The following is a 25027-nucleotide window of genomic DNA, read 5'->3' on the forward strand; positions in this document are numbered from 1 at the left end:
ATTTTAAATTAAAATCATGCTCTTACATTATGCGACCAGTCGCGACAGTATTGCGCTAGATTTTGTATGCAGCGGCGCACCGGGGATGCGCTATTTATCAGGAGTTCATCATATGAACTGTGTGGAAAAGAGACTTTTACGAAGTGCTATCAATGCTGTCGCACACTTTAATTCCAACGCTTGGTGTGAGCTGAAGCGCCAGATTTTCGAAGGCGGCTATCAAAGTGACTACCCCGTTCAGGGGGACTTTGATTTTAGAGCGCAGAGAGCTGTCGAAGGACTGCCGGATGAAACCAATGTACTGCTCATAAACGAATGGAAATCAGCGTTGCCACCAAGAGCCTTGCATTCAGATTCGAAGATCCTTGAGGCTTATACGCGGATCATTGTTGAAGAGGTGGTCGAAAGAGCCCGCCTCGCAGCATATCGGACGATCAACTGGTAAACAGGTTGGTAACTCGGGAGATGTGCTGGGCTGGTGTACAGCATTTGGCTAGGCAGCCAGCTTCTCTTCCGATTACTCGGCTAATTGGTTTTGGCTCGTCTTTGTAGTGGTAAACAAAAACACCTGGTTCTGGTGGTTCTCTGGTTCCAATACCCCGCACCTCCGTGCCACTACTGGATTTGAGCTGGAACCACCCCAGCCAAGATGGCAGGTTCCATGTCCCAAGCATCGGTTCATGCCATCAAGAGATCCACCCTTGATCCATACGCGGGCCAATTGGCTTTCAGAACCACGGTCATTGGACAGATGTTTGACTAGAGCAGTCAGCAGCACCAATATCGGCGTAGCCCAGCTACGACCCGTTATTACCAAGGGAAGGTGTCTGAACAAAGCCGTTGCCCGGTGTGATTGTTGTTTGTCGAGATCAAATGCCATATCATCGAGTTTGGCCAAAGGAGCCAGCCCCTCCCACCTGTAGACTAGGTACGGTGAATCCTTGATGTTGCGTTTTATCCTCGGTCTTTGCTCCACAACTGAGCACTGAACGGGAATGGGAGGCCCTGTTCTATCGCGTGCTCATGCGAGGAGTAAGGTATGTCCCAATTTACATCTTTTGAAGCCAAACAGATTGCAGCTTATCTCAAGGCTTCATGTTCACTTGTTCCAACATTTCCCGAACCGCCAAAGCACAGTCAGTGGCTGGATGTGATATCGCATTCGTGCGGATTTCGCGACTGGAACGCCATGACCGCTGTTGTGCCAGAAGAGCCCGAAACTCAATGGGGTAATTGGTATGGGGCATTCTTCGGCATTGCGAGGGTTGTCACTAATGGTCAGGAGGCAACCAATCATCTTGTTTGGTTCCGCAATCGCGACTCTTGTCGGCACAAGACTGCAACCGCTTTAGTCCGATCAGTTTTGGCCCGCACTGGTAACCGCATGCGAGGCCTCCGTTTTAATTACTCCCAGCCGGATGAACTCCAACCTCAAATAGATATATTCCTCCCCAGTATAACTCCACTGAGGTCGCAGCACCCTTGGACGGCTACAACCCCTATCATCGCCACTTCCGCTGATCGGACAACCACCATTTTCCTGTGGTGGTTGAGTGAAACCTATACGATGGGTGAGTATTACCCAGAGCGAGAGCGCCGATTTAGCTACCAGTCACTTCGTTTCGACGATGATGGTACGCCCTACACTGGCTGGGCAAGTGCTCCACATAACCCTGAATCGCTGACGGATCGCTTTCTTATGGAGTTGACGGGAGTTGAGCGCCCAAAACGAACATGCCTGTATGTACCGTGGGTGCCAAACGGTCCTAATGAAACATTCATCCCTGTGCTCGTTCAAGAAGGGAGCCGAACGGGGAAAGCAACCACTTTTAACTTCGGTTTCGACCGCGAAGCAGCGTTGAATCGCGCACAAGAACTAAATTTCAAAAACGGAGTGACAATAGCGGACAGGGACACTATCTCCCGCAAGTTTCAGGAGCATGAGGAAATAGAGGATATATTCTTTGAGGATTTTTCGGGCGGCTATGATTGAGATTGATGAAATTACTCAATAAATGAAGCGCACCATCTGCCCCGCTTGCAATGGAGTCGGCTGGGAGCGCTTTGTGTGGAAGATGAAACAAGCCTATAAATTCAGGCGAAAATTCTGGTGCTGGCGAAGGGGATTGAACCCGCGACCTCCCGCTTACAGGGAGGGTGCTTTACCGCTGGGCTACATAGGTAATGGATTTTATCGCCAGCAGTTCGAACTTTATAGATGGGCTGACAGATGAGTGTCTAAAAAAGATCTCGGATTGTTCCACCTGTGAACCAGTGTTGAACCAGTCATATTTATACCAGTGGTTCAGATAAGAACCTTATGGGATAGGGATATAGAGGACATGAACCACTGGAACCACTGTTTTTATCCTCCATGTGTACGCGCAAGAAAAAATAGGGCCGTCCCTGGCGACCCCGTGCCTATTTGGCCGGCCCTCAGTCCTCCAGGCCCTCGACACTCTCACCGAGTACAGCGCCCGTCAGCACATAAACACGCCCACGCTTGCCGGTAGGGAGAGGCCTTAATAGCTGGAGCCTATTTTCACTTCCAACTGGCATCAGCCACCCCTTGTTAGCACACAGGCGAGCGACTTTCTGTGGAGCGTGCCCTCGGGTCATCTCCTTCCAACAGCTCGGCAATATCCAGAACTCCACGGTATCACTTCCCACACCGGGGTTTTTACGATAGCCCACCATGTTGGCAGGGCGGTGATTGGGATCGCCCAAGTCAGCAAAGCGGGTGTACTGGTTGGCGATCACGAAGCCTTGGATTTGCCGGAGAATGGTGACCTCCTCATGGTTGCCAAGGTGACCCCTTTCATCCAGCCACGCTTGCAGGCATACACGCGCGGCGCGAAGAGCCTCCCCTGACGGCCAACTGGTGATCCCCAGCTCGGTCGCCAGTTCACCAGCCGCGGCCACTAGGGCAAACCGGTTGATAGCCCGGCCGACCTGATTACCCGCCCCCTTTGGGGTCAATTCGTCCGCCAGCCGCCTGATCTCGACTTTCAGTCGATCACGGTGTTTGTCCAACTCTTCGGCAAATGCTGCGATATAGGTACGAAAGGCCGTACCGTGCTGGTGTTTGCTGGCACCGTTGAGCGCATCGGCAAAAGCGCGTCCATCTGGCTGGCCGTGGAGCAGTTCAAACGCGCCATACTGGCCGGTGTCACTCGGAATCTGTATGGTACGCACTTCCATCCCCGCCTGGGTTCGCTTGCCGGCCTCGGCGGCATGGTCCTCAAGGCTCAACTCACCCGTAGAGAGGAACAGCAAGCGCCAAGCCTTACGCTCGCGCAATTCCCCATCTTGCTGGCTGCGTCCCTTGCCCTGACCGTTCGCCAGCATGTAGGCGGTTTGCCCTACCTCTTTCCCGGCCTGCTCCCCTATTTCGTCCAGACAGAGCAGGGCATCGTTGCGGCGATTCGCGATCCCTTCGATAGCGTTACCGGTTGCCCGCCAGGTGTGGATATAGCGGTCGGGCTGTCCGTAGACACTCGCTGCGGCCTTCATAATGGTGGTCTTGCCATCTGTGCTCTCGCCCTTGAGGTGGAACCCGCCCCCCTCCATACCAAGCAGTGACAGCAGAGGGGCAGCAAAGGCCAGCGACAGGGCAAAGACCAAGCGAGAGTTGCCAATGGCCAGTGCCGCAATCTGTTGTTGCCACTCATCCAGGGTGCCGGAAATAGCAAAGTCACTCCCCACAAAACCAGTGGTCTGAAGGATCACCGACTCGGCATCCGGCCCCAGGTTGCCACCCGGCAGCACATAGGTGCAGCCATGCCAGCCGGTGCGTTCGACACAAGTCACCCGCTTGTCGGGCTGGCAGGCCATTAGGTAAGCGGCAAACCTGCTGAGCTTGTCCATATTCACATACGGTAACCCGGCATCAAGCAGGGAGGCGACCACCTCCTCCCGGCGGCGTGGGACCAAGGATCGCATCGGCATGGCCCATTGCCGGGTGCGGCCAGTGCTATCCTTCCACTCCAACAGGCGGCCATGCCCGAGCCCGTTCTCGTCGGCTGTCTCAGCCAAAACCCGTAACTCGGACGCTAACAGGACTTCTTCCTGGCTGGCGTTTTCACCCCGCCCCATCCATTCCAGCCCATACAGTTTTCCGTCACGAATATGGAACCCCTCCGGCAGATCGTCATGCTCGGTATTAACCTCCGCCCGCAGCGGGATAACCTCAGCCTGCCAGGGGAGCTCTTCCTTTTGGTCGGCATCTTTGGCCTCTTCAATCTGGCGCATGACTGCGGCCCTTGCCTTGTTCAGCCCATGGACCTGGAGATAATCATTCCAGTCGCCGGGCTCGGGCGGCATGATTGCCCACCCTCCTACGGTAGCAGCAGCTTGCTCGGCCTTGGTTTTGCCGGGATTGCTGGGGTGGTGGGCATCATTATCGGCGAACAGGATCAACAACTCCGGATTCACCACTTTCCGCACATACTGGGCAACAGCCAGCAGGTTCCCGGCATCCATCGCACAGTAGATGCTAGCTCCGCTTGCAAGTTGAAAACTAAGACCAGTGGCATAGCCCTCACCCACTGCAGCCACGGGCCCACCCGTAATGTGGTGAAAGGCACCCGCTTTTTGGCCTCCGGCCAGATACCGCTTGCTTCCCTGACCATCGATAAGCTGCACGTTAACCGGGGCCCCGCCCACCTCAACAACGAGCGGTACAATCAGCGAGCCAGACGGGAAGTTCACATTACCAAAGTCAATGGCGCGCTGGGTTAGCGCCACCGTCACGCCGTGGAGCCCCTTACCTTCGAGGTAGGGGCATACTCCTTGGGTAGCGTCACGCATGATGCCAGCAGCGCGACTAGCCGCGCTCTTGCGCTGCTGCTCCGCCTGCTTACGCTCGGTCTCGGTCTCGGTCTCGGTCTCGGTCTCGGTCTCGGTCTCGGTCTCGGTCTCGGTCTCGGTGTGGGCTTGTTGCTGCCTGCGCAGACGCTCGAGCTCACCCTCATCGAGCCCACCCGATGACAAACCCAGCGCACCGGCGACCAGCTCGGTAGCCTCCTTGGCGTTCTTGCCAGTTACACGGCAGACCAGGTCCAGCCCGTCCCCCGCCGCAGTAGTCGATTTACTATTGGGTGGGCATTGGCTACAAAGCCAGGTGCCACGCCCCTCCTTATCATCGAAGCGAAAGCGGTCTTCACCGCCGCAGCTAGGGCAAGGCCCATGCCGCTTGTGGGGTGGCGCGTCGATACCCAGTCTCGCTAACACCTCAAACCATTGCCCGGTGGCTGCTGCGATTGTGTCAGAAACGAAATGGGAGCCCTTCTTTTCCTTGCTGGTTGCCATCAATGCAAGCCTCCTTAGACAGGCTTGTTCTGATTGGCTTCCGGTTGCTGATGCAGCCAAAGCAGCAAATCCGATAACAACCAGGCGCAACTGTTGCTCCCCAATTTCCTGCGCGTCGGGAATTTGCCTTGCCGCTCCAGTTCCCAAGCACGGGAGCGGGAAATGGTCGTGATCTGCTTGCGTTCAGACTCGCGGCACAGCCGCTCAGACTCGCCGTAAATGGCCAAGATAGCGGCCCGTTCTGCGGTTACATCGTGGTTTACAACTGACATAGAGCCTCCTGGCTTGTTCTCAAGTGTCGGAGGCCATTAGGAGGGGAAAAAAGGTGGGGTCATAGTCCGGTAAGGCTTACCGGATAACCGGTAAATAAAACGGGGCTTTACCGGATGGTCGGCAACATGATGAGGGCGCTAGTTTTTTTTATGTGGCTTACCTTGCTTCTGAGCGGAAGAGAGTATGGCTACCACCTTCTCTCGCGACAGAGGGCATACTTTTGTGTTGAAGAGCACTGCCTCGTGGTTGAGAATGATGTCTGCCCAACTGGTAGCCGTTTCTTTGTACTCTTCTGGCCATTGTCCTCGCGCGTAAATGGCAGCGGCTAACACCATCTCCCGGTCTACTGCACGAATTTCTACCTGGGTGACGGACCGCATATTAGGCCGCATTGCTGCAACCATGGCATCTGGTTGTGACCGTAACTTGGGTTTGAGTGGTTCGCGGATAGCGATATGCCTTTCAAGTAGCAGCAGATCATTCCGCAAAATGAAGGTCCATTTTTTTAGCGCGGCAGGATCCACTTCAATAAAATATGCGGCTATGACGTCATCTTCCCCCCCACCATTTTTATTCGCAAAAAGCTCTGATAATCCTGCATCCTCCCAGTCAAGTTCAACACAGCCATCACTTTGCCAACTTTGCGGTAGGTAGCTGGGGAGTCGCCACAATCCTCTCAAAATTGCAGGTGCATGGCCTATATATCCAAGTTCCAAACAATACTCACCTGGAGGGGCAAAATCATCAGGAACCATGCATGATGCTCCGTGCTGCAGAGTTTGGGCGTACTCAAATACATGTACAGCCCTAAGATGTTGACCGGTTGAAAATTCATACCCGGAGGCATCGAGATAGAGGTCAATTGCTCCTATGCCAGCCCAGTGATAAATGTCCCCCACTTGGCAATCAAGCAGGGTCGCGGCCCGTTCGGGAGTACAGTATTCCAGTGGTATCACTTTTGATTTGTGGCTTTGTGTACTTGAAGGCATATGGTGTCTTTTTTCGAGTCTCTTTTGGTTAAGTGAGGTCTTCTTCACGTCCCTTACAACTAGACTCCGCGCTTAGTGATAGGCAGGGGCACCACCTTGTCACCGGCGATAAGGGATTCAATGCGTTCGGCCCATAGGTTCAAGCCTTGGCGGATCTCGGGTAGGTATTGGTACAGTGCATAGTCCTCAAACACGGAAGATACGCCTGTTTGGATGGTGTGATTAAGGGTCAGTTCGATCACGTGTGGTAGCACGCCAAGGGCCTGCATCTGCGTCGTAGCGGTACGGCGCAGGTCATGCGGTGTCCAATGGGGGATGCTGTTGCCATTCACCAAGAAGCAGCCTTGCTTGCGGGCGATGGCGCGGGTAACGCTCTTTTCGGTTAGGTGTTCGTCATTTTTGCCGGGGAAGCACCAGGGTGAACCCATAGCTAAGAGATGCAATTCACGGAATAGCTGTTCGGCCAGCGGAGAAAGCGGTACCTTATTCGACTTGCCGTTTTTGGAGATCGGGATAGTCCAGATCAGGGTTTCCCAGTCGATGTGCTCCCACTTAGCGGAAATCAACTCTCCCCGACGTTGGCCGGTGACCAACAGTAACTTTATGGCGAGTACGGTTTGTTCTGAAAGGCCCAGCTCCGGCAACGCTAGCCAGACCGCACGCACCTCATCCAAGGTTAGATATCGGTCGCGAGCTCTTCTCCGCCCTATCAGGGTAGAGGCCTTGATGCTAGCGATTGGGGACTGCTCGACGGCACCTACTTGTTCACCGTAGGCAAATATCTGCTTCAAGATCAGTAGTACTTCACGAGCCAGCCCCGGAGAGCCCCTGGCGACAACATCATCAATGACGCAAATCAGTTGAGCACGATGGGCTTCGGAGAGGGCTACCTTTCCCAGCTTTGGGAGGATGTCGACTTCAATGATCCGTTTAGCGTACTCGGGGCGACGGCGATTACGCATGGCGTAATTGTTAAACCAGCACCAACACAGCACCTCGATGGTATTTTGCTGCCGGGCCTTCTCCCGCTCTAATTCAAGCCGTCTGTGCTCTGCCTCTAGGCGCTGCTGTTCGCGCTGTTCGAGAGGGTCTATGCCTTGTTTCAGCAAGCCCTTGGTTTCTAGATGTACGAGACGAGCATCAGCAATAGATAGTTGTGGGTAACTGCCATACTCGATCCGATGTTTCTGACCGGTGGTAGGGTGGCGATACTGATAGAACCAAGTGTAAGAATTACCGCCGTGACTGATCCGCAGTTGCAATCCCTGTCCATCCTTCAGTGTCTGCTGCTGTCCGGTGGGTTTCACTGCCTTGATGTCGCCGTGTTTGAGTAGTCCCATAAATGCCCCACAGTCGCGAAGTCTTGGGGCAATTGTGGGGCATTTTTTCTGGATGCGCGAGGACAAACCTGAGCATTTGCGGACGAACATCACAATAGATATTTTGTAATGCACTGAAATTAAAGATTTTTATGCGCACACCCAAAAGCATCAGAACAAGTCAGAACGGTACAGAACTTCGTTCGGGACGAAGGGGTCGGAGGTTCGAATCCTCTCACACCGACCAAATTTGAAAAGGCCGCTCAATAGAGCGGCCTTTTTGCATTTTCCTTCCAGTTACTCGGTTTTTCATTAGCTGCTGACCTGTTACCTGGCCAAGTGATCTGACTTGATGTATGCAGGGTCGAAGCAAGCCCACAGACATTAAAAGGGCCACCGCTCGGTGGCCCATCGGTGGAGTCTGATCCTGACTCCGGCACTCTAGATTGTGGCAATCTCGCTATGGGTCTTGTCTATGGTGCCCTCCTTGCGCGCTAGGCGCTTTCAGATATGCCAGTGCTGATGCCGCAAAGCCTTCAAGCTGTGTTGAGGTTGCAAGGCCGCGTGCTTGGGGTACTCACAAATGAAATGTTCGATTCCCTCCATCAGTTGTTCACGTAGTGACATCACGGGCTCATGCCAGGCTTGCAGGCATAAATGGCCGGGGATCAACTGCTCCTGATAATCTTCCAGCAGCTGTTCTGGCCAGGGTTCAATACCGGAATTGCGTTGCAGCAAATAGTGGGCGGCGGGTTCACGGGCATAAATGAACTGAATTTGGGCCAGATCGCGTTGGCATAGCGTTTGACTGTTGATATGACAGGTCAAATATTTTCCCGTTTTCAGATCCAGAAAGTGACCGCGTTGCCGACAGGGAACGATGCGATACCAAGGCAGGGGTGAGGAGAGAGAATACCCCTCAAGCTCCTGTTCCAACCAGTGGCGACACTCGGGTGTCTGCACCTCGTCGAGCATGGACTCGAGCTGTGTCAACAAGGCTCTGGATGGTTTGATGGCCAGTTTCGCACTCATCGCCTGCAATCCTCCCTCTGCACACAATCCCGACTCTCAGTATGGACCTTGTTCGGCTAGAGGGGGTAAGGAATCTAATGATTAAAAGTGGATTAGCCGCGTGGTTTTTATGCACTAACTTGGTTCAACCCACCAGATAGGTACCGGTGCCGAAGGCGATGTGGGTGCCCTCTTCGTTGTGCAGCTCCATCCGGGCGACGGCCACCTTGCTGCCAGCCCGGATGATGTGGGCGGTGGCGATAAACTCGTTGCCGCGCCCTGGGCGCAGGTAATCCACCCGCAGATCTATGGTGCCGAGGCGGGCGAAGCGCTCCTTGAGATAGCTGGGGGAGAACTCCTCCAGCTCGTCGATGCAGGAGGCGGCGACTATCATACCGCCTGCCACATCCAGCAGCGTGGCGGTGACGCCGCCATGCAGGATGTTGTGGAAAGGGTTGCCGATCAGCTTCTCATCCATCTTGATGCGCAGCTCCACCTTGTCGAAGTCGTAGTGGGTCACCTGCATGCCAATCAGCTTGTTGAAGGGCATCTTCTCGGCAAACAGGTTGGCAATGCCACTGAGCGCCATCTTCTTGAGCATCTGTTTCATTCTCTGATCCCAATCCTTGTCATCAAAGCCGAGTAAAAACTCCAGCCAGTCTGCAACAGTTCATTAACAGTCGCAATGGCAGGTTTATTGTGGGCGGCGGCTGCTTTAGAATGGCGACCCCAAAGGAGAGCCCATGACCGCGATTGCCGAAACCCTGCCAGATCCTCAGCCAGAGAGTCCGCTTGCCCTGCTGCAGGCAGTCTTCGGCTATCAGCAGTTTCGGCCGGGTCAGCTCGAGATCATCGAGCAGATCGTCGCGGGGCGCGATGCGCTGGTGCTCAAGCCCACCGGTGGCGGCAAGTCGCTCTGCTACCAGATCCCGGCACTGCTGCGGCCCGGGCTCGGTGTGGTGGTCTCTCCCCTTATTTCGCTGATGAAGGATCAGGTCGACAGCCTGCGCGCCAACGGCGTAGCGGCGGTCTACATCAACTCGGCCCTCAGTCGGGAGGAGATGATCCAGAACTTCGCCGCCATGCGCCGCGGCGAGATCAAGTTGGTCTATGTCTCCCCCGAGCGCTTGCTGCAGCACGAGTTTATGGATCGGCTGGCCGAGCTGCCGCTCGGGCTGTTCGCCATCGACGAGGCGCACTGTGTCTCCCAGTGGGGCCACGATTTCCGGCCTGAGTATGCGGCACTGGGGCGACTCAAGCAGTGGTTCCCGCAGGTGCCGGTGGTAGCGCTTACCGCCACCGCCGACGAGGCGACCCGCAGCGACATGCTGCACCGCCTAGAGCTGAACGATCCCTTCATCCACACCGCCAGCTTCGATCGTCCCAATATCCGCTACAGCCTGGTGGAGAAGTTCAAGGCGGCTGAGCAGCTGCTGCGCTACGTGCAGAGCCAGAAGGGCAACTGCGGCATCGTCTACTGCTCCAGTCGCAACCGGGTGGAGGAGGTGGCCGAGCGGTTATCCCGCCACGGCTGCAAGGCGGCGCCCTATCATGCGGGGCTGCCGCTCGAGCTGCGCCAGCAGACCCAGGATGCCTTCCTCAAGGATGACATCGAGATAGTGGTGGCGACGGTGGCGTTCGGTATGGGTATCGACAAGCCCAACGTACGCTTCGTGGTGCACTACGACATTCCGAAGAACATCGAATCCTACTATCAGGAGACCGGCCGCGCCGGTCGCGATGGCACCCCCGCCGAGGCGCTGCTGCTCTACGATCCCGCCGATATCGGCCGGGTGCGCCGCCTGCTCGACAACATCGAGAACCCGCAGCAGTTGCAGGTGGAGCAGTACAAGCTCAACGTGATGGCGGCGTTTGCCGAGGCGCAAACCTGCCGCCGTCAGGTGCTGCTCAACTACTTCGGCGAGTACAACGACAAGCCGTGCGGCAACTGCGATATCTGTCTCGATCCGCCCAAGAGCTATGACGGCACTGAAGATGCCCAGAAGGCGCTCTCCTGCGTCTGGCGGGTGGGCCAGAATTTCGGGGTGGGTTATGTGGTGGAGGTGCTGCGCGGGTCGCTGAACCAGCGCATCAAGGATCATGGCCACGATAAGCTGTCGACCTACGGCATCGGCAAGGATCAGAGCCACGAATACTGGATGAGCGTGATCCGCCAGCTGATCCACAAGGGGCTGCTGACCCAGAACATCACTCGCAATCTGGTGCTGCAGTTGACCGAAGCGGCCCGTCCGGTACTGCGTGGCGATGTGAAGCTGGAACTGGCGGTACCCCGCCTGCAGCCTATCTCCAGCCGCAAGGAGAAGCGCAACGGTCTGCTCGATAACGCCAACTACGACAAGCGGTTGTTCAAGGAGCTGCGCGGCCTGCGCAAACAGATTGCCGAGGATGAAGAGGTGCCGCCCTACGTGGTGTTCAACGATGCAACCCTGGTGGAGATGGCTCAGCTGATGCCGATGACCGAAGACGAGATGCTGGCTATCAACGGTGTCGGGCACCGCAAGCTGGAGCGCTTTGGCGACGCCTTTATGGATCTGATCATCGACTACTGCCGCCGGTAGGGTCGATTAGGCAGCCTAATCGACCAGGGTAAGCGCGGCGCGGAAGAACCAAGGGTCAGACGCGAGGTTATTTCAGGCTGGCGTAGAAGGCGGCTAAATTGTCGATATCCGCATCGGTCAGCGGCGCCATGAAGGGATCCATCAAGGGCTCTTTGCGACTGCCATCCTTGAACGCTTTCAACTGTTTCACCAGATAGGCGGCATTCTGGCCCGCCAGATGGGGATAGTTGGGGATCATCGCCTTGCCTTCCACGCCGTGACAGGCGGCACAGACCGCCGCCTTGGCTTTGCCGGCTTCAATATCGGCAGCCTTGGCCTGATGACCCCATGCCAGTGCCAGCAAGGGCAGGGCATATACCCATTTTTGCATCTTCTTCTCCTTGAATTGAAAAATGATGGTTGCCAGTGAGCACAAGCATGGCTGACGGCAGTATAAAGAGTGACACGAGCATACGCAGGGACGAATGGCACAACCATGAAGTTGATCAACACTTTTGCGACCGAGTTGCCCTGGGCCTGTGAACCCGTGGTCCCCCAGCCGCTGCAGCAGCCCCAGTTGCTTCATCTCAACCGGGCTTTGCTGGATGAGTTGGGATTGGGAGGCGTCAGCGAGGCTGACTGGATCGCCTGTTGTGGCGAGGGAAAAGTGCTGCCAGGCATGCAGCCGGTAGCTCAGGTCTATGCGGGCCATCAGTTCGGGGGTTACAGCCCCCGGCTCGGGGATGGTCGGGCGCTGCTGCTGGGTGAGCAGCAGGCGCCGGATGGTCAGCGCTGGGATCTGCACCTGAAGGGGGCGGGTAAAACCCCGTTCTCCCGTTTTGGTGACGGCCGCGCCGTGCTGCGCTCCAGCATCCGCGAATATCTCGCCTCCGAAGCGCTCCATGCCCTCGGCATCCCGACCACGCGGGCGCTGGTATTGGTGGGGAGTCAGGAGCCCGTTTATCGTGAGCAGGTGGAGACGGGAGCGACCGTGCTGCGCACCGCCCTCAGCCATCTGCGCTTCGGTCATATCGAGTATTTCGCCTGGAGCGGGCAGGGGGAGAAGATCCCGCATCTCATCGACTATCTGCTGCGCCACTACTTCCCCGAACTGGAGAGTGGCGCCGACCTGTTTGCCGAGGTCGTGCGTCGCACCGCGCGGCTGATTGCCAAATGGCAGGCGGCGGGCTTCTGTCACGGGGTGATGAACACCGACAACATGTCGCTGCTCGGCCTGACGCTGGATTACGGCCCCTACGGCTTTATCGATGCCTACGTGCCCGATTTTGTCTGCAATCACTCGGATCCGGCGGGCCGCTACGCGCTGGATCAGCAGCCTGCGGTCGGTTACTGGAATCTGCAAAAACTGGCGCAGGCGCTGGCTGGCCATGTAGACGGTGATGCGCTGGCTACAGCGTTGGCCCAGTACGAGCAGCAGCTGATGTTGCACTACTCCGAGTTGATGCGGGCCAAGCTCGGGCTGGCAGTGTGGGAGGAGGATGACCCGGCTCTGTTCCGCGAGCTGTTCCGGTTGCTGGCGGCCCACAAGGTGGATTACCACCTGTTCTTTCGTCGTCTCGGTGAGGTAACGCAAGAGGGGGCGTGGCCTGCGTCTCTGCTGTCGCTATTGCCTGATCCAAAGGGTTGGCAGGCGTGGCTGGAACGCTATCGGGCGCGGCTGATGCGCGAAGGCGGAGAGGATGCCGTACGCAAGGCGCAGATGGATGCCATCAATCCCAAGTATGTGCTGCGCAATGCGCTGGCCCAGCGGGTGATAGACGCCGCTGACACAGGGGATATGCGGCCGTTCGAGCGGCTGTTCGCCGCCCTGCAGCGCCCCTATGATGAACAACCCGAATATGAGGATCTCGCCACCCCGACTCCGGCATGGTATTGCGGTGGTGAGCTCTCCTGCAGCAGCTGAGAGACAGGGAATGAGTTGGCAAATCAAACAGGTAGATAGCGAAGCTGGCGTGGTGACGCTGGATTGCCCAGCACTCGACTGGGACACGTTTCCGCTGTTGGCGCAGGTCTTGCTGCGAGAGTGGGAGCTGCAGCCGCTCGAGCAGGATGCGGGGGCTGACCGCCATAGCTGGTTGCTGGAGTTTGAAGGGAGCCAGTTTCGGCTGGAGTACGAACACTACAGCGGCTGCTGGCTGGAGGCGGTGTGCCCGGCGGATCGGGAGGCGCTGCTCTGGCTCGCCAGACAGCACAAGCTGTGACTATCGCCCACAAGGCTTGCTCTGCCGCTGGCCAACCTGGACAAGCGTAATCGCATAAAGATTGAACTATCGGTTTGGGGGCGTATAATCTCGCCCCTCGATTATCGCCAATGGTGGCGATATGGGTTCCCTAACCCCATTAACCAAAAAGGTCACAAGATGAATCTGACCCCTGCGCAGTACCAAACGGCGCTCGTTCGCCTGTCGTTGTTCCACATTCTGATCATTGCCAGCAGCAACTATCTGGTGCAGCTGCCGATCACCGTGTTTGGCTTCCACACCACCTGGGGGGCGTTCAGCTTCCCGTTTATCTTCCTGGCGACCGACCTGACAGTGCGGATCTTCGGTGCCGGTCTGGCGCGCAAGATTATCCAGACCGTGATGTTGCCAGCACTGGCGGTCTCCTATGCGCTCTCCGTACTCTTCTTTGAAGGGAGCTTCCAGGGCGTTGGTCATCTGGCCGAGTTCAACCTGTTCGTGGCGCGTATCGCGCTGGCCAGCTTTATGGCCTATCTGGTGGGGCAGTTCATGGATGTGGTGGTGTTCAACCGCCTGCGTCTGCTCAAGCAGTGGTGGATTGCACCTGCGGCCTCCACCCTGTTCGGTAATCTGGTTGATACCATCGCTTTCTTCAGTGTGGCCTTCTGGCGCACCACAGATCCTTTCATGGCAGAGCACTGGGTCGAGATCGCAACCGTCGATTACGTATTCAAGTTGCTGATAAGCCTTGGTTTGTTCGTGCCGCTCTACGGTGTCTTGCTGCGCTACCTCAGCCGCAAGCTGGTGGGCGAGGCCGGATTATCCAGCCTGCAAACGGCCACCCGGCAAGCCTGACGAGATTGACCACCCTTCGCGGTGGTCAATTTTTTTGCACTTTCTGCAAATAGCGCTTGCCTAGTTAAATGAGAATGATTATTGTTAACTTGTTTTCCGGGAAAGACTTCATTCGTTCCAACGTGATGGACTTCTTGTGAAGGCACGACATTGCTCACATTGCTTCCAGTTAAGGGCCAGTTTATCTGGCCCTCTTTTTTTGTCATTTTTCAGCAAGTTGCAGGCATAAAAAACGGGAGCCAAGGCTCCCGTCGTCACGCTGTCTGTGGCTTACTCGATATCGAGAGCCTCGGGGGAGAGGATCACCCCTGTGGTATCGGCGTAGAGGTGGTCGTCAGGCAGGAAGGTCACGCCACCGAAGTTGACCGGCAGATCGGTCTCCCCTACATCCTTGCTGTCGGCACCGACCGGAATGGCTGCCAGTGCCTGAATGCCGATGTCCAGATCTTCCAGAATATCGACTTCGCGGACGCAGCCGTAGCAGACAATCCCTTCCCAATCGTTCTCGGCCGCCGTGGTGGCGATGTCGCTGTCGATCAGAGCTCGGCGCATGGAGCCACCGCCATCGATCAGCAAGACGCGTCCCAGTCCGTTCTCTTTGACGAGTTCACGTATAAGACCATTCGATTCGAAGCATTTGACGGTGGTGATGACGCCGCCGAAAGAGGCGCGGCCGCCGAAGGAGCAGAGCATGGGTTCAAGCACATCCACCATGTCCTGATAGATGTCGCACAGTTCAGAAGTATTGTATTCCATAGTGTCAAATCCACGGCTGGAAACAGGTGCAACCAGTATAAGGAGTGGGTGTGGCATTTCAATGAATATTCCTTGCACAGATCACCTGTCGCCGCTTTTCTGCATAAGCTCAATGCAGTTCACTGCCTGTTTGCGAGAGGTCCATCGTGCTTATCCGTCATAAGTTGATCCTGAATACCGTGCTGGTTGCCGTTGCCATGCTGGTACTGAGCGGCCTGTTTATCTACTCCAGCCAGGTGCACCGTCACCTGACCGAAGCCCAGCGCAATATCGACCAGCTGGAGATCGCCATGCTCAACCTGCGGCGGGCCGAGAAGGATTTTCTGATCCGTAAGGATGTGACCTTCGTCGAGCGCTTCAATCAGGGGCTGTCAGATTTTCACCAGCACAATCGGGAGCTGGTGACCGATGACAATCTGGCGGCTGTCGAGGGGGAGCTGACCAGACTGGATCAGCAGATCAGCGGTTATGGCAAAGCCTTCAACGATCTGGTGGCCCAGCAGCAGAAGATTGGTCTGGGGCCGGAGGAGGGGCTCTATGGCAAGCTGAGGGCGGCGGTGCATGAGGTGGAGAATGGACTCAAGCAGCTGGATCAGCAGGGGCTGCTCATCACCATGTTGCAGCTGAGACGGGCGGAGAAAGACTTCATGCTGCGCTCCGATATCCAGTATCTGGAGCGTTTCGAGACCTTGCACAAGAGTTTTCAGGATAGCCTTGCCACTTTGCCGGAGGCGGATCGCGGCAAGCTGGAGCAGGCCAGCAAGCAGTACCGGCAGGACTTTGTGGCGCTGGTGCAGGGGATGCAGGTACTGGGGCTGAAAGAGGATGAAGGGCTGCGTAACCAGATGCGGGATCTGGTGCATCAGACCGAACAGGGGTTTGCCGCCGTCGATCAGCACATTGTCGCTGAGCTGGAGCGGCAGAGCGCTCGCCTCAACAGCCTGATGCTGGTCTGTGGCGGGGTGATTGTTGTGCTGATCGGCATCATGAGCGTGTTGCTGGGGCGCAGCATCGACCGTCCCATTACTCAGGTGAATGACACCGTCAACCGCATTCGTCAGGATAATGACCTGCGCTTGAAGATAGAACTGCGCGGGGCAGATGAAATGGCCCAGCTGGCAGGCAATCTCGACGTGATGCTGGGCGGGTTTCGCGATCTGATCGGCGATGTGAAGCAGAGCGTGCACACCCTGACCGAAGCGGCGGATCACCTTTCGGCCAACGTCAAGCGCACCAGTGAAGGGGCGGCGCGTCAGCTGCAGGAGACCGATATGGTGGCGACCGCGTCCACCGAGATGGGCTCCACCATCGAAGAGATCGCCCGCAACACAGAGCAGGCGGCCAACAATGCGCAGGCGACCAACAACAAGGCGATGGAGGGGCGGGCTGCGGTCGAGAATACTGTCGAGCAGATCCGCTCGCTGGCGGGTAATCTGGAGAGTTCATCCCGCGAGGTGAGCCAGCTGCAAAAAGAGAGCGAGACCATCGGCTCCGTGCTCGACGTGATCCGTGGTATTGCCGAGCAGACCAACCTGCTGGCCCTCAACGCAGCCATCGAAGCAGCTCGGGCAGGGGATCAGGGGCGCGGCTTTGCGGTGGTGGCCGATGAGGTGCGTAATCTGGCCATCCGTACCCAGAAATCGACCCAGGAGATTGCCGGCATCATCAGCTCGCTGCAGAAACAGACCGGCAGCATCGTCGAGGTGATGGCAACCTGCCGCGAGCAGGGCAACCGCAGCTCGGATCAGGCCAGTACTGCAGGGGAGTTGCTGGGGCAGATCACTCAGGATGTTACCAACATCATGGACATGAGCACCCAGATTGCCGCCGCCATCGAACAGCAGAGTTTGGTGGCCAACGAGGTGAACCGCAACGTCAACAACATCCGCGACATCGCCCAGGAGTCGAGCATCATGGCGGAGGAAAATGCGAGATCCAGCGAGGGCCTCAACGAGCAGGCCCAGCTGCTCAACAAGGCGGTGGCAAAATATCGGGTTTAGTGAGCGGACTGGCATCCTTGTGAGGTTTTTGCACCAGAGTGGCAATGATTTGATCGTAATGGCTGTTATTGGGGAAATTCGCTCATATAATCGCCGCCACTATGATGATTCGGAAGGATTCGATGGCAAAGTTGCTGGTGGCCGTATTCGGGCTGCTCTGTTCCTGTCTGGTGTTGGCAGGTTCGGCGCCTCAGGCTACCCCACTCAAGCCCGGTATGGAACCGCTGCTCAGCTGGTTCAACGGGGCCTTTACGAGCCGGGAGCAGGCCAGTTACGACAGCCGCTTTACCAGTGCCGAGCTGCGCCTGATGGAGATTTGGCCCGGCTATCAGGGCTATCGCTGGGTCTATGCCGAGCAGTATCTGAGCATGCGCTCCGTCCGTCCTTTCCGCCAGCGCATCTATCGCTTCTCACCTGCCCCTGACGGGCGGATCCTGATGGCCGAACTGACCATGCCCCGTGCCACCGATTTTGCCGGTGCCTGGCATGATCCCGCCCTGCTCGACAGTCTGACCCCGCAGCAGCTCTCCTTGCGCCACGGATGCGAGATCTGGTTGACCCGTACCCCCTCCGGCGAATATGCCGGTCACACCCGGGTGGGCCACTGCTCCACCGATTTTGGTGGTGCCACGACGCTGGTGCAGCATATTTGGATTGGCCCCGACAGCGTCAGACTGCTGGATCGCGCCTATGACAACGCAGGGAGCCCGCGCTGGGGTAGCCCGGGTGAGGGGTATGTCTATTTGCGTCGTTCCAAAGGGTTTGGCCAGTAGGGGAGAGTGCGTCTGGCTGCGGGAACATGAAGGATGAAAAACAGGGATCGTAAAAAAGGCGCCCATTGGGCGCCTTTTTCAGAATTCTTCAGAAGTAAAATTACTTCTTGGTGGTCATCGCACCGAAACGCTTGTTGAACTTGTCTACGCGGCCGCCGCTAGAAACTTCTTTCTGCTTGCCGGTGTAGAACGGGTGGCACTCGGAGCACACGTCCAGGTTCAGATCTTTACCGATGGTAGAGAAAGTGTTGATGACGTTACCGCAAGAGCACTTGGCGGTGATGGCTACGTAGTCAGGATGGATACCAGCTTTCATGGACAACCTCAATTAATAGGCCGTGTCGCCATCCGATCTCTTGTCGGACACCACACGATTGTTGAACACAGTTTCAAAGGCTGCGAATAATATAGGAAATGCCTGAGATCAGGCAAGTGGCTTCGCAGAAAAAATAGGCAACCCCTGGTGAATTCTTCCCAAACGCTGGATCTGGTTCGTGTCGCTGTCCCGGTACCGTTACGCCGTCACTTCGACTATCTCTCTCCCCTGCCGTTACCTGCCCCCGGTTGCCGGGTCGAGATTCCTTTCGGTCCCCAGACCCTGGTCGGGCTGGTGGTGGATCATCCGGCCGACAGCCAGGTGCCCCGCAACAAGCTCAAGCCCATCAAACGGGTATTGGACACGGCTCCGGTGCTGGGGCCGGATATTCTGGCGCTGATGAACTGGAGCGCCAGCTACTACCAGCATCCGCTGGGGGAAGTGCTGCCCCATGCCCTGCCGGTGTTGGTGCGCAAGGGGGAGCCAGCCGCCTATCGGGAGCTGGAGTTCTGGTTTGCCACCGAGGCGGGCATGGCCATCGACCTTAACGAGCTCAAGCGGGCGGCCAAGCAGCAGCAAGCGCTCGCCCTGCTGCGCAAAGGGCCGCAGACCCCCTCCGCCCTCAAGCAGGAGGAGATCCAGAGCGCCGCTCTCACCGCGCTGGAGAAGAAGGGGCTGCTGGAGAAGCGCTCGCTGGAGCCAAGCCATGACGGCGACTGGGCCGCCCGTTTTGAACCGGGGGAGGGGCTGCGCCTCAATGGCGAGCAGGCGCTGGCTGTCTCTGCCGTTACCAGCCAGAGCGACAAGTTCGGTGCCTTCCTGCTGGATGGCATTACCGGCTCCGGCAAAACCGAGGTGTATTTAAGCATCCTTGAGCCCTTGCTCAAGGCGGGCAAGCAGGCGCTGGTGATGGTTCCGGAGATCGGTCTCACCCCGCAGACCATCAACCGCTTCCGGCGCCGCTTCAACGTGCCGGTGGTAGCGATGAACTCCGCCATGAACGATCGGGAACGGCTCGACGCCTGGCTCGCCTGCCGCGACGGCGGCGCCGCCATCCTGATCGGCACCCGCTCGGCGGTGTTCACCCCGTTTCACAACCTCGGCATCATCATCATCGACGAAGAGCACGACGGCTCTTTCAAGCAGCAGGACGGTTTTCGCTACCACGCGCGAGATCTGGCGGTGATGCGGGCTCATCGTGCCGGTATCCCCATCCTGCTTGGCTCGGCTACCCCGTCGCTGGAGACATTGCACAACGCCCGCACCGGCAAGTATCACCACCTCACCCTGACTCGCCGCGCCGGCAATGCCCAGACCGCCCGTCAGGTGATCCTGGATATCAAGAGCGTGCGGTTGCAGGCCGGGCTCTCCCCCCAGCTGGAGCTGCTGATGGCAGAGCATCTGGCGGCGGGCAATCAGGTGATGCTGTTCCTCAACCGCCGTGGCTATGCCCCGGCCCTGATCTGCCACCAGTGCGGCTGGAGCGCTGCTTGTGAGCGGTGTGATGCCTGGTACACCTGGCATCAGGCTGGGCGACGACTGCATTGTCACCACTGCGACAGCGTGCGCCCGCTGCCCCACCACTGCCCCGAGTGTGGCAGCAACGAACTGATCGGATCGGGAGTGGGCACCGAGCAGCTGGAACAGCTGCTTACCACGGTTTTCCCGCAATATCCCGTAGTGCGCATCGATCGGGACAACACCCGCCGCAAGGGGGAGCTGGAGACCCATCTTGGCGACATCAAGGCGGGCAAGTACAAGATCCTGATCGGCACTCAGATGCTGGCCAAGGGCCATCACTTTCCGGATGTGACCCTGGTGGGCCTGCTGGATGTGGATGGTGCCCTGTTCAGCGCCGATTTTCGCGCCGCCGAGAAGCTGGCCCAGCTCTACACCCAGGTGGCGGGCCGTGCCGGTCGTGCCAGCAAGCCCGGGCTGGTGGTGTTGCAGAGCCACCATCCGGAACATGCCCTGCTGCAGGATCTGACCCAGAACGGTTACGGCCATTTCGCCGATACGGCGTTGAAAGAGCGCCGCCTGCTGGGGCTACCGCCGTTCAGCTATCAGGGGCTGTTCCGCGCCGAGGCCAACGGCCGTGACGAGGTGCAGCTGTTCCTCGCCCGCCTCGCCGATACCCTGCGCAGCGCCCGCTATCCCCACGTTCAGGTGCTGGGGCCCATCAGCGGCTTTATGGAGCGCAAGGCGGGCAAGTTTCGCATGCAGTTGCTGGTGCAGGGGCCGAATCGGGCACCTCTGGCCCAACTGCTGGATTGGGCGGTGAAGGAGCTGGAAGGCTGGCCCGAGACCAAAAGGGTGCGCTGGAGTCTGGATATCGACCCCACCGAGCTGAGTTGATGGTGCCGGAGCCGGTCGCTGGCAGTTATCGTCAGCGACCGGGTTTGCCATGCGGGTGCGGGGTTCAGACCCGCAGATCGATCTGCTGCACCCAGCCTCCCTTACCCTGTTCGGTGAGATAGAGGCCGGATTGGCGCAGCACCCCCTGATTGCCGCTCTCCCCCAGATGGTTGAAGGGGGTGTCGAGGGGGCGCAGCAGGATGGCGCCGATCCCCAGTTCGACCAGTGCGATAGGTGCGTGCTCCGGATGCCAGAACTGCAGGGCTGAAAACTGGCTATCCCCCTCATCCAGCACCCCGTTGCCATCCTCATCTAGGGTGGCCAACTCGCCGAAGCCATTGCCGGAGCGGGCACCGAACAGCTCGCCCCCATCGTCTATGGTGCCGTTGCCATTGCGATCCAGCGCCACAAAGCCGCTCCCTTCCCGCAGACCCGGCAGGCTATCCTCCTTGCCATCCTGATCGATATCGAAAGTGACCCGTGCCTCGGTCAGATCGGCAATCTTGCCATCCAGACTCAGCACCAGCGGATCCTTGAGGGCATTGAGGGTGGTGCGCCGCTGGCTCACCTCCAGTTGACGCCAGTCGAGCACAAAGCCGAGATCGAGCTGCATAGTCTGACCATCTTGAGTCGCTACGCTGGCCGATGCCACCACGTTGAGCTGCTCCTGTTGCAGCAGGGTGTCAGTCACCTCCACCAGTTGATCCGGCTCGGCGGCTTGAGCAGCGGCGTCTCCTTGGGTCACTCCATCGCCTCCTTCTTCGGAGGGTTTGATCGGCTTGGGCAGCTCGATTTCGTGGCCCAGCATCGCCTCGATCATCAGCTTGATCAGCCGCTGGCGGTTATCCAGTCCATCGTCGGGAATGCCATCCTGCTCTTTGCCGACTTCCGCTGCGGGCGGTGTGGGAGGCGTTGAAGCTTGCTGACTGGCGGCGGATTGCCTCGGGGTTTGCAGCGTCAGGGCGCTGGCGAGGGTCAGGGTGCTGCTGCGTTCGCCGGCCGCTGCCGTATTGTTGCCTTCCGGTGGATTAACTACGGGTGGCACTGGCCCAAGATTGCGCACCTTGCGGCTCTGGGCCTGTTGTTGCCGGTATTGCACCTCCCCCTGGAGGTCGTAGTGGTCGATGCGCATACGTTCGCCCTCGGCGCTATACATCTGGTCAGTTATCGACCGCTTAATGTACAGGGCTTAACACCAAATCGGACTAATCAGGGAGGTGGTTAGTACTAGGTTGCAAGGTGGCGGCGTGGCAGGATGGCAAGAGACTGGATGGTGGCGCTCTAGTTGAACATTTTCAGGTAACGCGGCGCACTCTGGCTGACAAGCGGCATCGGTGAGGATAGGGAGAATTACATGAGAAATTGTCTGGTGATGGACGTGGCGGGCTATGGTGGATTCCTGTCTGGCGCCCCTTGCATCAATATCAATGATGTTGAGGGCTTCACTCATGCGTAATTGTCTGGTGATGGGAGCGGCAGGCTATATCGGTTCCTATCTGGTGCCTCACCTGCAAACCCTCGGCTACAGGGTGATTGCCGGGGCGCGCCGTCCCTGCCGCTTGCCTGAGGGGGTCGAGTTTCGCCTCGCCGACAGCCTCAAGCCGATCACACTGCTGCCTGCGCTGGCGAACATAGACACAGTCTTCTATCTGGTGCATGCCATGGGGGCGGGGGCCGATTTTCACCGGCTGGAGCAGCAGGGGGTAAAGAATTTTGCTGCCGCCGCCCGTGCTGCCGGGGTGCGCCGTATCATCTATCTCGGGGCAATCCAGCCTGAACAGTGCAACAGCCGCCATCTCAACTCCCGCCGCTACTGTGGCGAGTTGTTTCGCGAATCTGGCGTACCGACGGTGGAGCTGCGCGCCGGCATCATCATCGGGCCCGGTTCGGCGGCGTTCGAGGTGATGCGGGATCTGGTGTTCAACCTGCCGATGATGGTGACGCCCAAATGGGTGCGCTCGCGCACGCCGCCGATTGCGCTGTCCAACCTGTTGCACTATCTGGGCGGGCTGGTAGAGGCAGACGAGGTGGATGGGCGCATCTTCAACGCGGTCGGCCCCGAGCTGCTCAGCTATCAGCAGCAGTTGCAGAAGTTCGCCGCCCATATCGGCAAGCGCTGCCCCATCATTCCCATCCCGTTTCTGAGCCCGCGCCTCTCCGCCTGGTGGCTGCAGTTTGTTACCTCGGTGCCGCAACCGGTAGCCAAGGCGCTGGTGGGCGGTCTCAAGCACGACATCCCGGCCGATGACGGCCCGCTGCGCGCCTTGCTGCCGCAGACCCTGCTCAGCTTCGACGAGGCGCTGGCGGAGAGTCTGGCGCTGGAGCAGAAGCTGGGTGCCGAGCAGCAGGGGCAGGAGACCCCCCTCGGCCTGCGCTGGCGCCATCCCGAATATGGTTTCTATGACCGTACCGCCAGCGGCGAGGCCATCTGCCTCGCCTCCCCCGAGGTGGTGTGGCAGGTGTTGCAGCAGCTGGGGGGGGAGCAGCGCTACTTCTACATGAACGAGCTGTGGGTGGTGCGCGAATGGATGGATCACCTGATCGGCGGCCCGGCCCGCACCCGTGGCCGCACCAATCCGGATCGTTTCGTGAAGGGGGATATGCTCGACTCCTGGCAGATCCTCGGGGTGGATGAGGGGCGCAGGCTCGATCTCTTGTTCAACATGAAGGCCCCGGGCGTCGGGCGGTTGGAGTTCAATATCCTGCCGGAGGAGTCCGGGTTGACCCGCATCCGGGTCACCGCTCACTGGCACCCGCAGGGCGCCTGGGGGCTGGCCTACTGGCTCGCCATGCTGCCGTTTCACCTCTTCATCTTTCAGGGGATGACCGAAGCCATCGCCCGTCAGGCCGAAGCGAGAGCGGGTATCCCGGTGATGGATTAACCCCTCTTCACACCATTCCCGCTGATAGAGTGCCCCGTTCGGGGCACTTTTTATGCCGCGGCCATGCCCGGTTATGGCAGATAGTGGTAGGCGTCTCATGGCAAAGGCTGGCATCATGCCGCGGTCTTGTTTACCGCGGATAGATAATCAGTCAGAAAAAGAAGGGATTATGAAGAAAAAACCGTCAATTTTGGGGGGCGCCTGCATCATTGCCAGCGTCTGCGTGGGAGCCGGCATGCTCGGTCTGCCGAGTTCGGGGGCGGGGGCCTGGACCCTCTGGTCGGTGCTGGCGCTGACCGTCACCATGGTGATGATGACCCTCTCCGGCTGGATGCTGCTGGAATCCTTCCAGCACCACGACATGCGGGTCTCCTTCAATACCGTGACTCGCGAGCTGCTGGGGGAGAAGCTCAATCTCCTCAACAACCTCTCGGTCTACTTTGTTGGCGGCATTCTGCTCTACGCCTATATCACCTCCTCCGGTGCCATCCTGCAGGGGATTCTGGGGATCGACAGCAAGCTCGCGTCCGTGTTGTTCGTGGCGCTCTTCTCTGCGGTGGTGTGGCACTCGACCCGCGCCGTTGACCGTATTTCGGTGGTACTGATCGCCTTCATGATCCTCAGCTTCGCCCTCGGTGTGGCCGGTCTGCTCGGCAGTATCAAGCTGCCGACCCTGCTCGATCTGGCGGGCAGCGAGAGCCGCTATGCTCCCTATGCCATGGCGATGCTGCCGGTGGCGCTCACCTCGTTCGGCTATCACCACTCGGTGGCCTCCCTGCGTGCCTACTACCAGAACGAGCAGCAGGCCAGATGGGCCATTCTGGGGGGAACCCTGATCGCGCTGGCGCTCTACGTGCTCTGGCTGTTGGGGATCTTCGGCAACCTTCCCCGTCAGGATTTTGCTCCCGTGATTGCCAAGGGAGGGGACGTGAGCGTGCTGCTCTCCGCCCTCTCCGGGGTCATTGAATCGGAGAAGGTGGCCAGCGCCATCAACGGCTTCTCCATGGCGGCCATCCTCTCCTCCTTTATCGGGGTGGGGCTCGGGGTGTTCGACTATCTGGCTGATCTGTTCAAGTTCGACAACAGCCGCGCCGGTCGCTGCAAGACCTGGGCGGTCACCTTCCTGCCGCCGCTGCTGCTCTCCCTGCTCTTCCCGTTCGGCTTCCTGCTGGCCATCGGCTATGCCGGTGCCGCCGCCACCATCTGGACCTGCATCATCCCGGCATTGCTGGTGCTGCGCACCCGGGCGCGGGCCGAGCGGGGCGAAGTGACACCCCACTTCGTCACCCCCGGCGGCAAGCTGATGGCCTGGCTGCTGATCCTGTTCGGATTGGCGACCGCGCTGTTCCACTTCCTGTCGATGGCAAATCTGTTGCCGGTCTATCTGGGCAACTGAGTCAGGTCTACAGCACTGACAGAAAGGGCGGCA

The 25027-nt window shown here is 58.3% G+C and carries 21 protein-coding genes; 11 read left to right on the top strand and 10 right to left on the bottom strand.

Going from position 1 to position 25027, the window contains the following annotated elements; translation table 11 throughout:
• Positions 1–112 precede the first annotated feature (112 nt).
• Positions 113–445 (top strand): hypothetical protein, encoded by a 333-nt coding sequence (locus G5380_RS11870; protein ID WP_421352776.1) that lies wholly within the window; start codon positions 113–115, stop codon positions 443–445.
• 594 nt (positions 446–1039) lie between these two features.
• Complete coding sequence (locus G5380_RS11875; RefSeq protein ID WP_421352777.1) at positions 1040–1993, top strand: hypothetical protein; 954 nt, start codon at positions 1040–1042, stop codon at positions 1991–1993.
• A gap of 443 nt (positions 1994–2436) precedes the next feature.
• On the opposite strand, the gene G5380_RS11880 is transcribed toward G5380_RS11875, so the two are convergent.
• The 6 genes from G5380_RS11880 to G5380_RS11905 all read right to left on the bottom strand — a co-directional run bounded on the left by G5380_RS11880 (position 2437) and on the right by G5380_RS11905 (position 9512).
• Positions 2437–5310 (bottom strand): DUF927 domain-containing protein, encoded by a 2874-nt coding sequence (locus G5380_RS11880; protein WP_421352778.1) that lies wholly within the window; start codon positions 5308–5310, stop codon positions 2437–2439.
• Between the two features lie 14 nt (positions 5311–5324).
• On the bottom strand, positions 5325–5582 hold the full coding sequence (locus tag G5380_RS11885) for an AlpA family phage regulatory protein (protein WP_335832636.1): 258 nt from the start codon (positions 5580–5582) through the stop codon (positions 5325–5327).
• Between the two features lie 138 nt (positions 5583–5720).
• Positions 5721–6620 carry a hypothetical protein gene (locus tag G5380_RS11890; protein WP_421352779.1) on the bottom strand — a complete coding sequence of 300 codons (900 nt, stop codon included), beginning with the start codon at positions 6618–6620 and terminating at the stop codon, positions 5721–5723.
• A gap of 11 nt (positions 6621–6631) precedes the next feature.
• Entirely contained in the window at positions 6632–7912 is a 1281-nt protein-coding gene (locus G5380_RS11895) for a tyrosine-type recombinase/integrase (RefSeq protein WP_421352780.1), read from the bottom strand.
• Positions 7913–8395: 483 nt separating this feature from the next.
• The gene (locus tag G5380_RS11900; RefSeq protein WP_005342628.1) at positions 8396–8923 is read right to left on the bottom strand and encodes a hypothetical protein; all 528 of its coding nucleotides are present in this window, start codon (positions 8921–8923) and stop codon (positions 8396–8398) included.
• A gap of 124 nt (positions 8924–9047) precedes the next feature.
• Positions 9048–9512 carry a thioesterase family protein gene (locus G5380_RS11905; protein WP_005355465.1) on the bottom strand — a complete coding sequence of 155 codons (465 nt, stop codon included), beginning with the start codon at positions 9510–9512 and terminating at the stop codon, positions 9048–9050.
• Positions 9513–9645: 133 nt separating this feature from the next.
• Between G5380_RS11905 and recQ the strand changes: the two genes are divergently transcribed.
• The gene (gene recQ / locus G5380_RS11910; RefSeq protein WP_319889610.1) at positions 9646–11481 is read left to right on the top strand and encodes an ATP-dependent DNA helicase RecQ; all 1836 of its coding nucleotides are present in this window, start codon (positions 9646–9648) and stop codon (positions 11479–11481) included.
• 67 nt (positions 11482–11548) lie between these two features.
• On the opposite strand, the gene G5380_RS11915 is transcribed toward recQ, so the two are convergent.
• The gene (locus tag G5380_RS11915) at positions 11549–11851 is read right to left on the bottom strand and encodes a c-type cytochrome (protein WP_076493969.1); all 303 of its coding nucleotides are present in this window, start codon (positions 11849–11851) and stop codon (positions 11549–11551) included.
• Positions 11852–11956: 105 nt separating this feature from the next.
• On the opposite strand from G5380_RS11915, the gene G5380_RS11920 reads away from it, so the two are divergent.
• The 3 genes from G5380_RS11920 to G5380_RS11930 all read left to right on the top strand — a co-directional run bounded on the left by G5380_RS11920 (position 11957) and on the right by G5380_RS11930 (position 14516).
• Complete coding sequence (locus G5380_RS11920) at positions 11957–13384, top strand: protein adenylyltransferase SelO (protein WP_421352781.1); 1428 nt, start codon at positions 11957–11959, stop codon at positions 13382–13384.
• A gap of 10 nt (positions 13385–13394) precedes the next feature.
• Positions 13395–13682, top strand: coding sequence for a DUF3630 family protein (locus tag G5380_RS11925; RefSeq protein ID WP_139399965.1), 288 nt, complete (start codon positions 13395–13397; stop codon positions 13680–13682).
• A gap of 159 nt (positions 13683–13841) precedes the next feature.
• Positions 13842–14516 (top strand): 7-cyano-7-deazaguanine/7-aminomethyl-7-deazaguanine transporter, encoded by a 675-nt coding sequence (locus tag G5380_RS11930; RefSeq protein WP_005340680.1) that lies wholly within the window; start codon positions 13842–13844, stop codon positions 14514–14516.
• Positions 14517–14786: 270 nt separating this feature from the next.
• Here G5380_RS11930 and rraA read toward each other — a convergent pair whose 3' ends face one another.
• A complete protein-coding gene (gene rraA, locus G5380_RS11935; RefSeq protein WP_005340678.1) occupies positions 14787–15272 on the bottom strand; it encodes a ribonuclease E activity regulator RraA in 486 nt (161 codons plus the stop codon).
• A gap of 146 nt (positions 15273–15418) precedes the next feature.
• Between rraA and G5380_RS11940 the strand changes: the two genes are divergently transcribed.
• Positions 15419–17272 (top strand): methyl-accepting chemotaxis protein, encoded by a 1854-nt coding sequence (locus G5380_RS11940; RefSeq protein WP_421209218.1) that lies wholly within the window; start codon positions 15419–15421, stop codon positions 17270–17272.
• Positions 17273–17394: 122 nt separating this feature from the next.
• Positions 17395–18045, top strand: a complete 651-nt coding sequence (locus G5380_RS11945) for a chromophore lyase CpcT/CpeT (protein ID WP_021230765.1) — start codon at positions 17395–17397, stop codon at positions 18043–18045.
• A 100-nt stretch (positions 18046–18145) separates the two neighbouring features.
• On the opposite strand, the gene rpmE is transcribed toward G5380_RS11945, so the two are convergent.
• Positions 18146–18361, bottom strand: coding sequence for a 50S ribosomal protein L31 (rpmE, locus tag G5380_RS11950; RefSeq protein ID WP_005340673.1), 216 nt, complete (start codon positions 18359–18361; stop codon positions 18146–18148).
• A 147-nt stretch (positions 18362–18508) separates the two neighbouring features.
• Here rpmE and priA point away from each other — a divergent pair, with 147 nt between their 5' ends.
• Positions 18509–20716, top strand: a complete 2208-nt coding sequence (priA, locus tag G5380_RS11955) for a primosomal protein N' (protein ID WP_421209219.1) — start codon at positions 18509–18511, stop codon at positions 20714–20716.
• A 64-nt stretch (positions 20717–20780) separates the two neighbouring features.
• On the opposite strand, the gene G5380_RS11960 is transcribed toward priA, so the two are convergent.
• The gene (locus G5380_RS11960) at positions 20781–21872 is read right to left on the bottom strand and encodes a hypothetical protein (RefSeq protein WP_421209220.1); all 1092 of its coding nucleotides are present in this window, start codon (positions 21870–21872) and stop codon (positions 20781–20783) included.
• 292 nt (positions 21873–22164) lie between these two features.
• Between G5380_RS11960 and G5380_RS11965 the strand changes: the two genes are divergently transcribed.
• Positions 22165–23598, top strand: coding sequence for a DUF2867 domain-containing protein (locus tag G5380_RS11965; protein ID WP_421352782.1), 1434 nt, complete (start codon positions 22165–22167; stop codon positions 23596–23598).
• A 169-nt stretch (positions 23599–23767) separates the two neighbouring features.
• Positions 23768–24994: an aromatic amino acid transporter gene (locus tag G5380_RS11970; protein ID WP_100652317.1), complete on the top strand. Its 1227-nt coding sequence runs from the start codon at positions 23768–23770 to the stop codon at positions 24992–24994.
• The last annotated feature ends 33 nt before the right edge of the window (positions 24995–25027 follow it).

The sequence above is a fragment of the Aeromonas sp. 604443 genome, assembly GCF_049170315.1.
GTDB lineage: Bacteria > Pseudomonadota > Gammaproteobacteria > Enterobacterales > Aeromonadaceae > Aeromonas > Aeromonas veronii_A.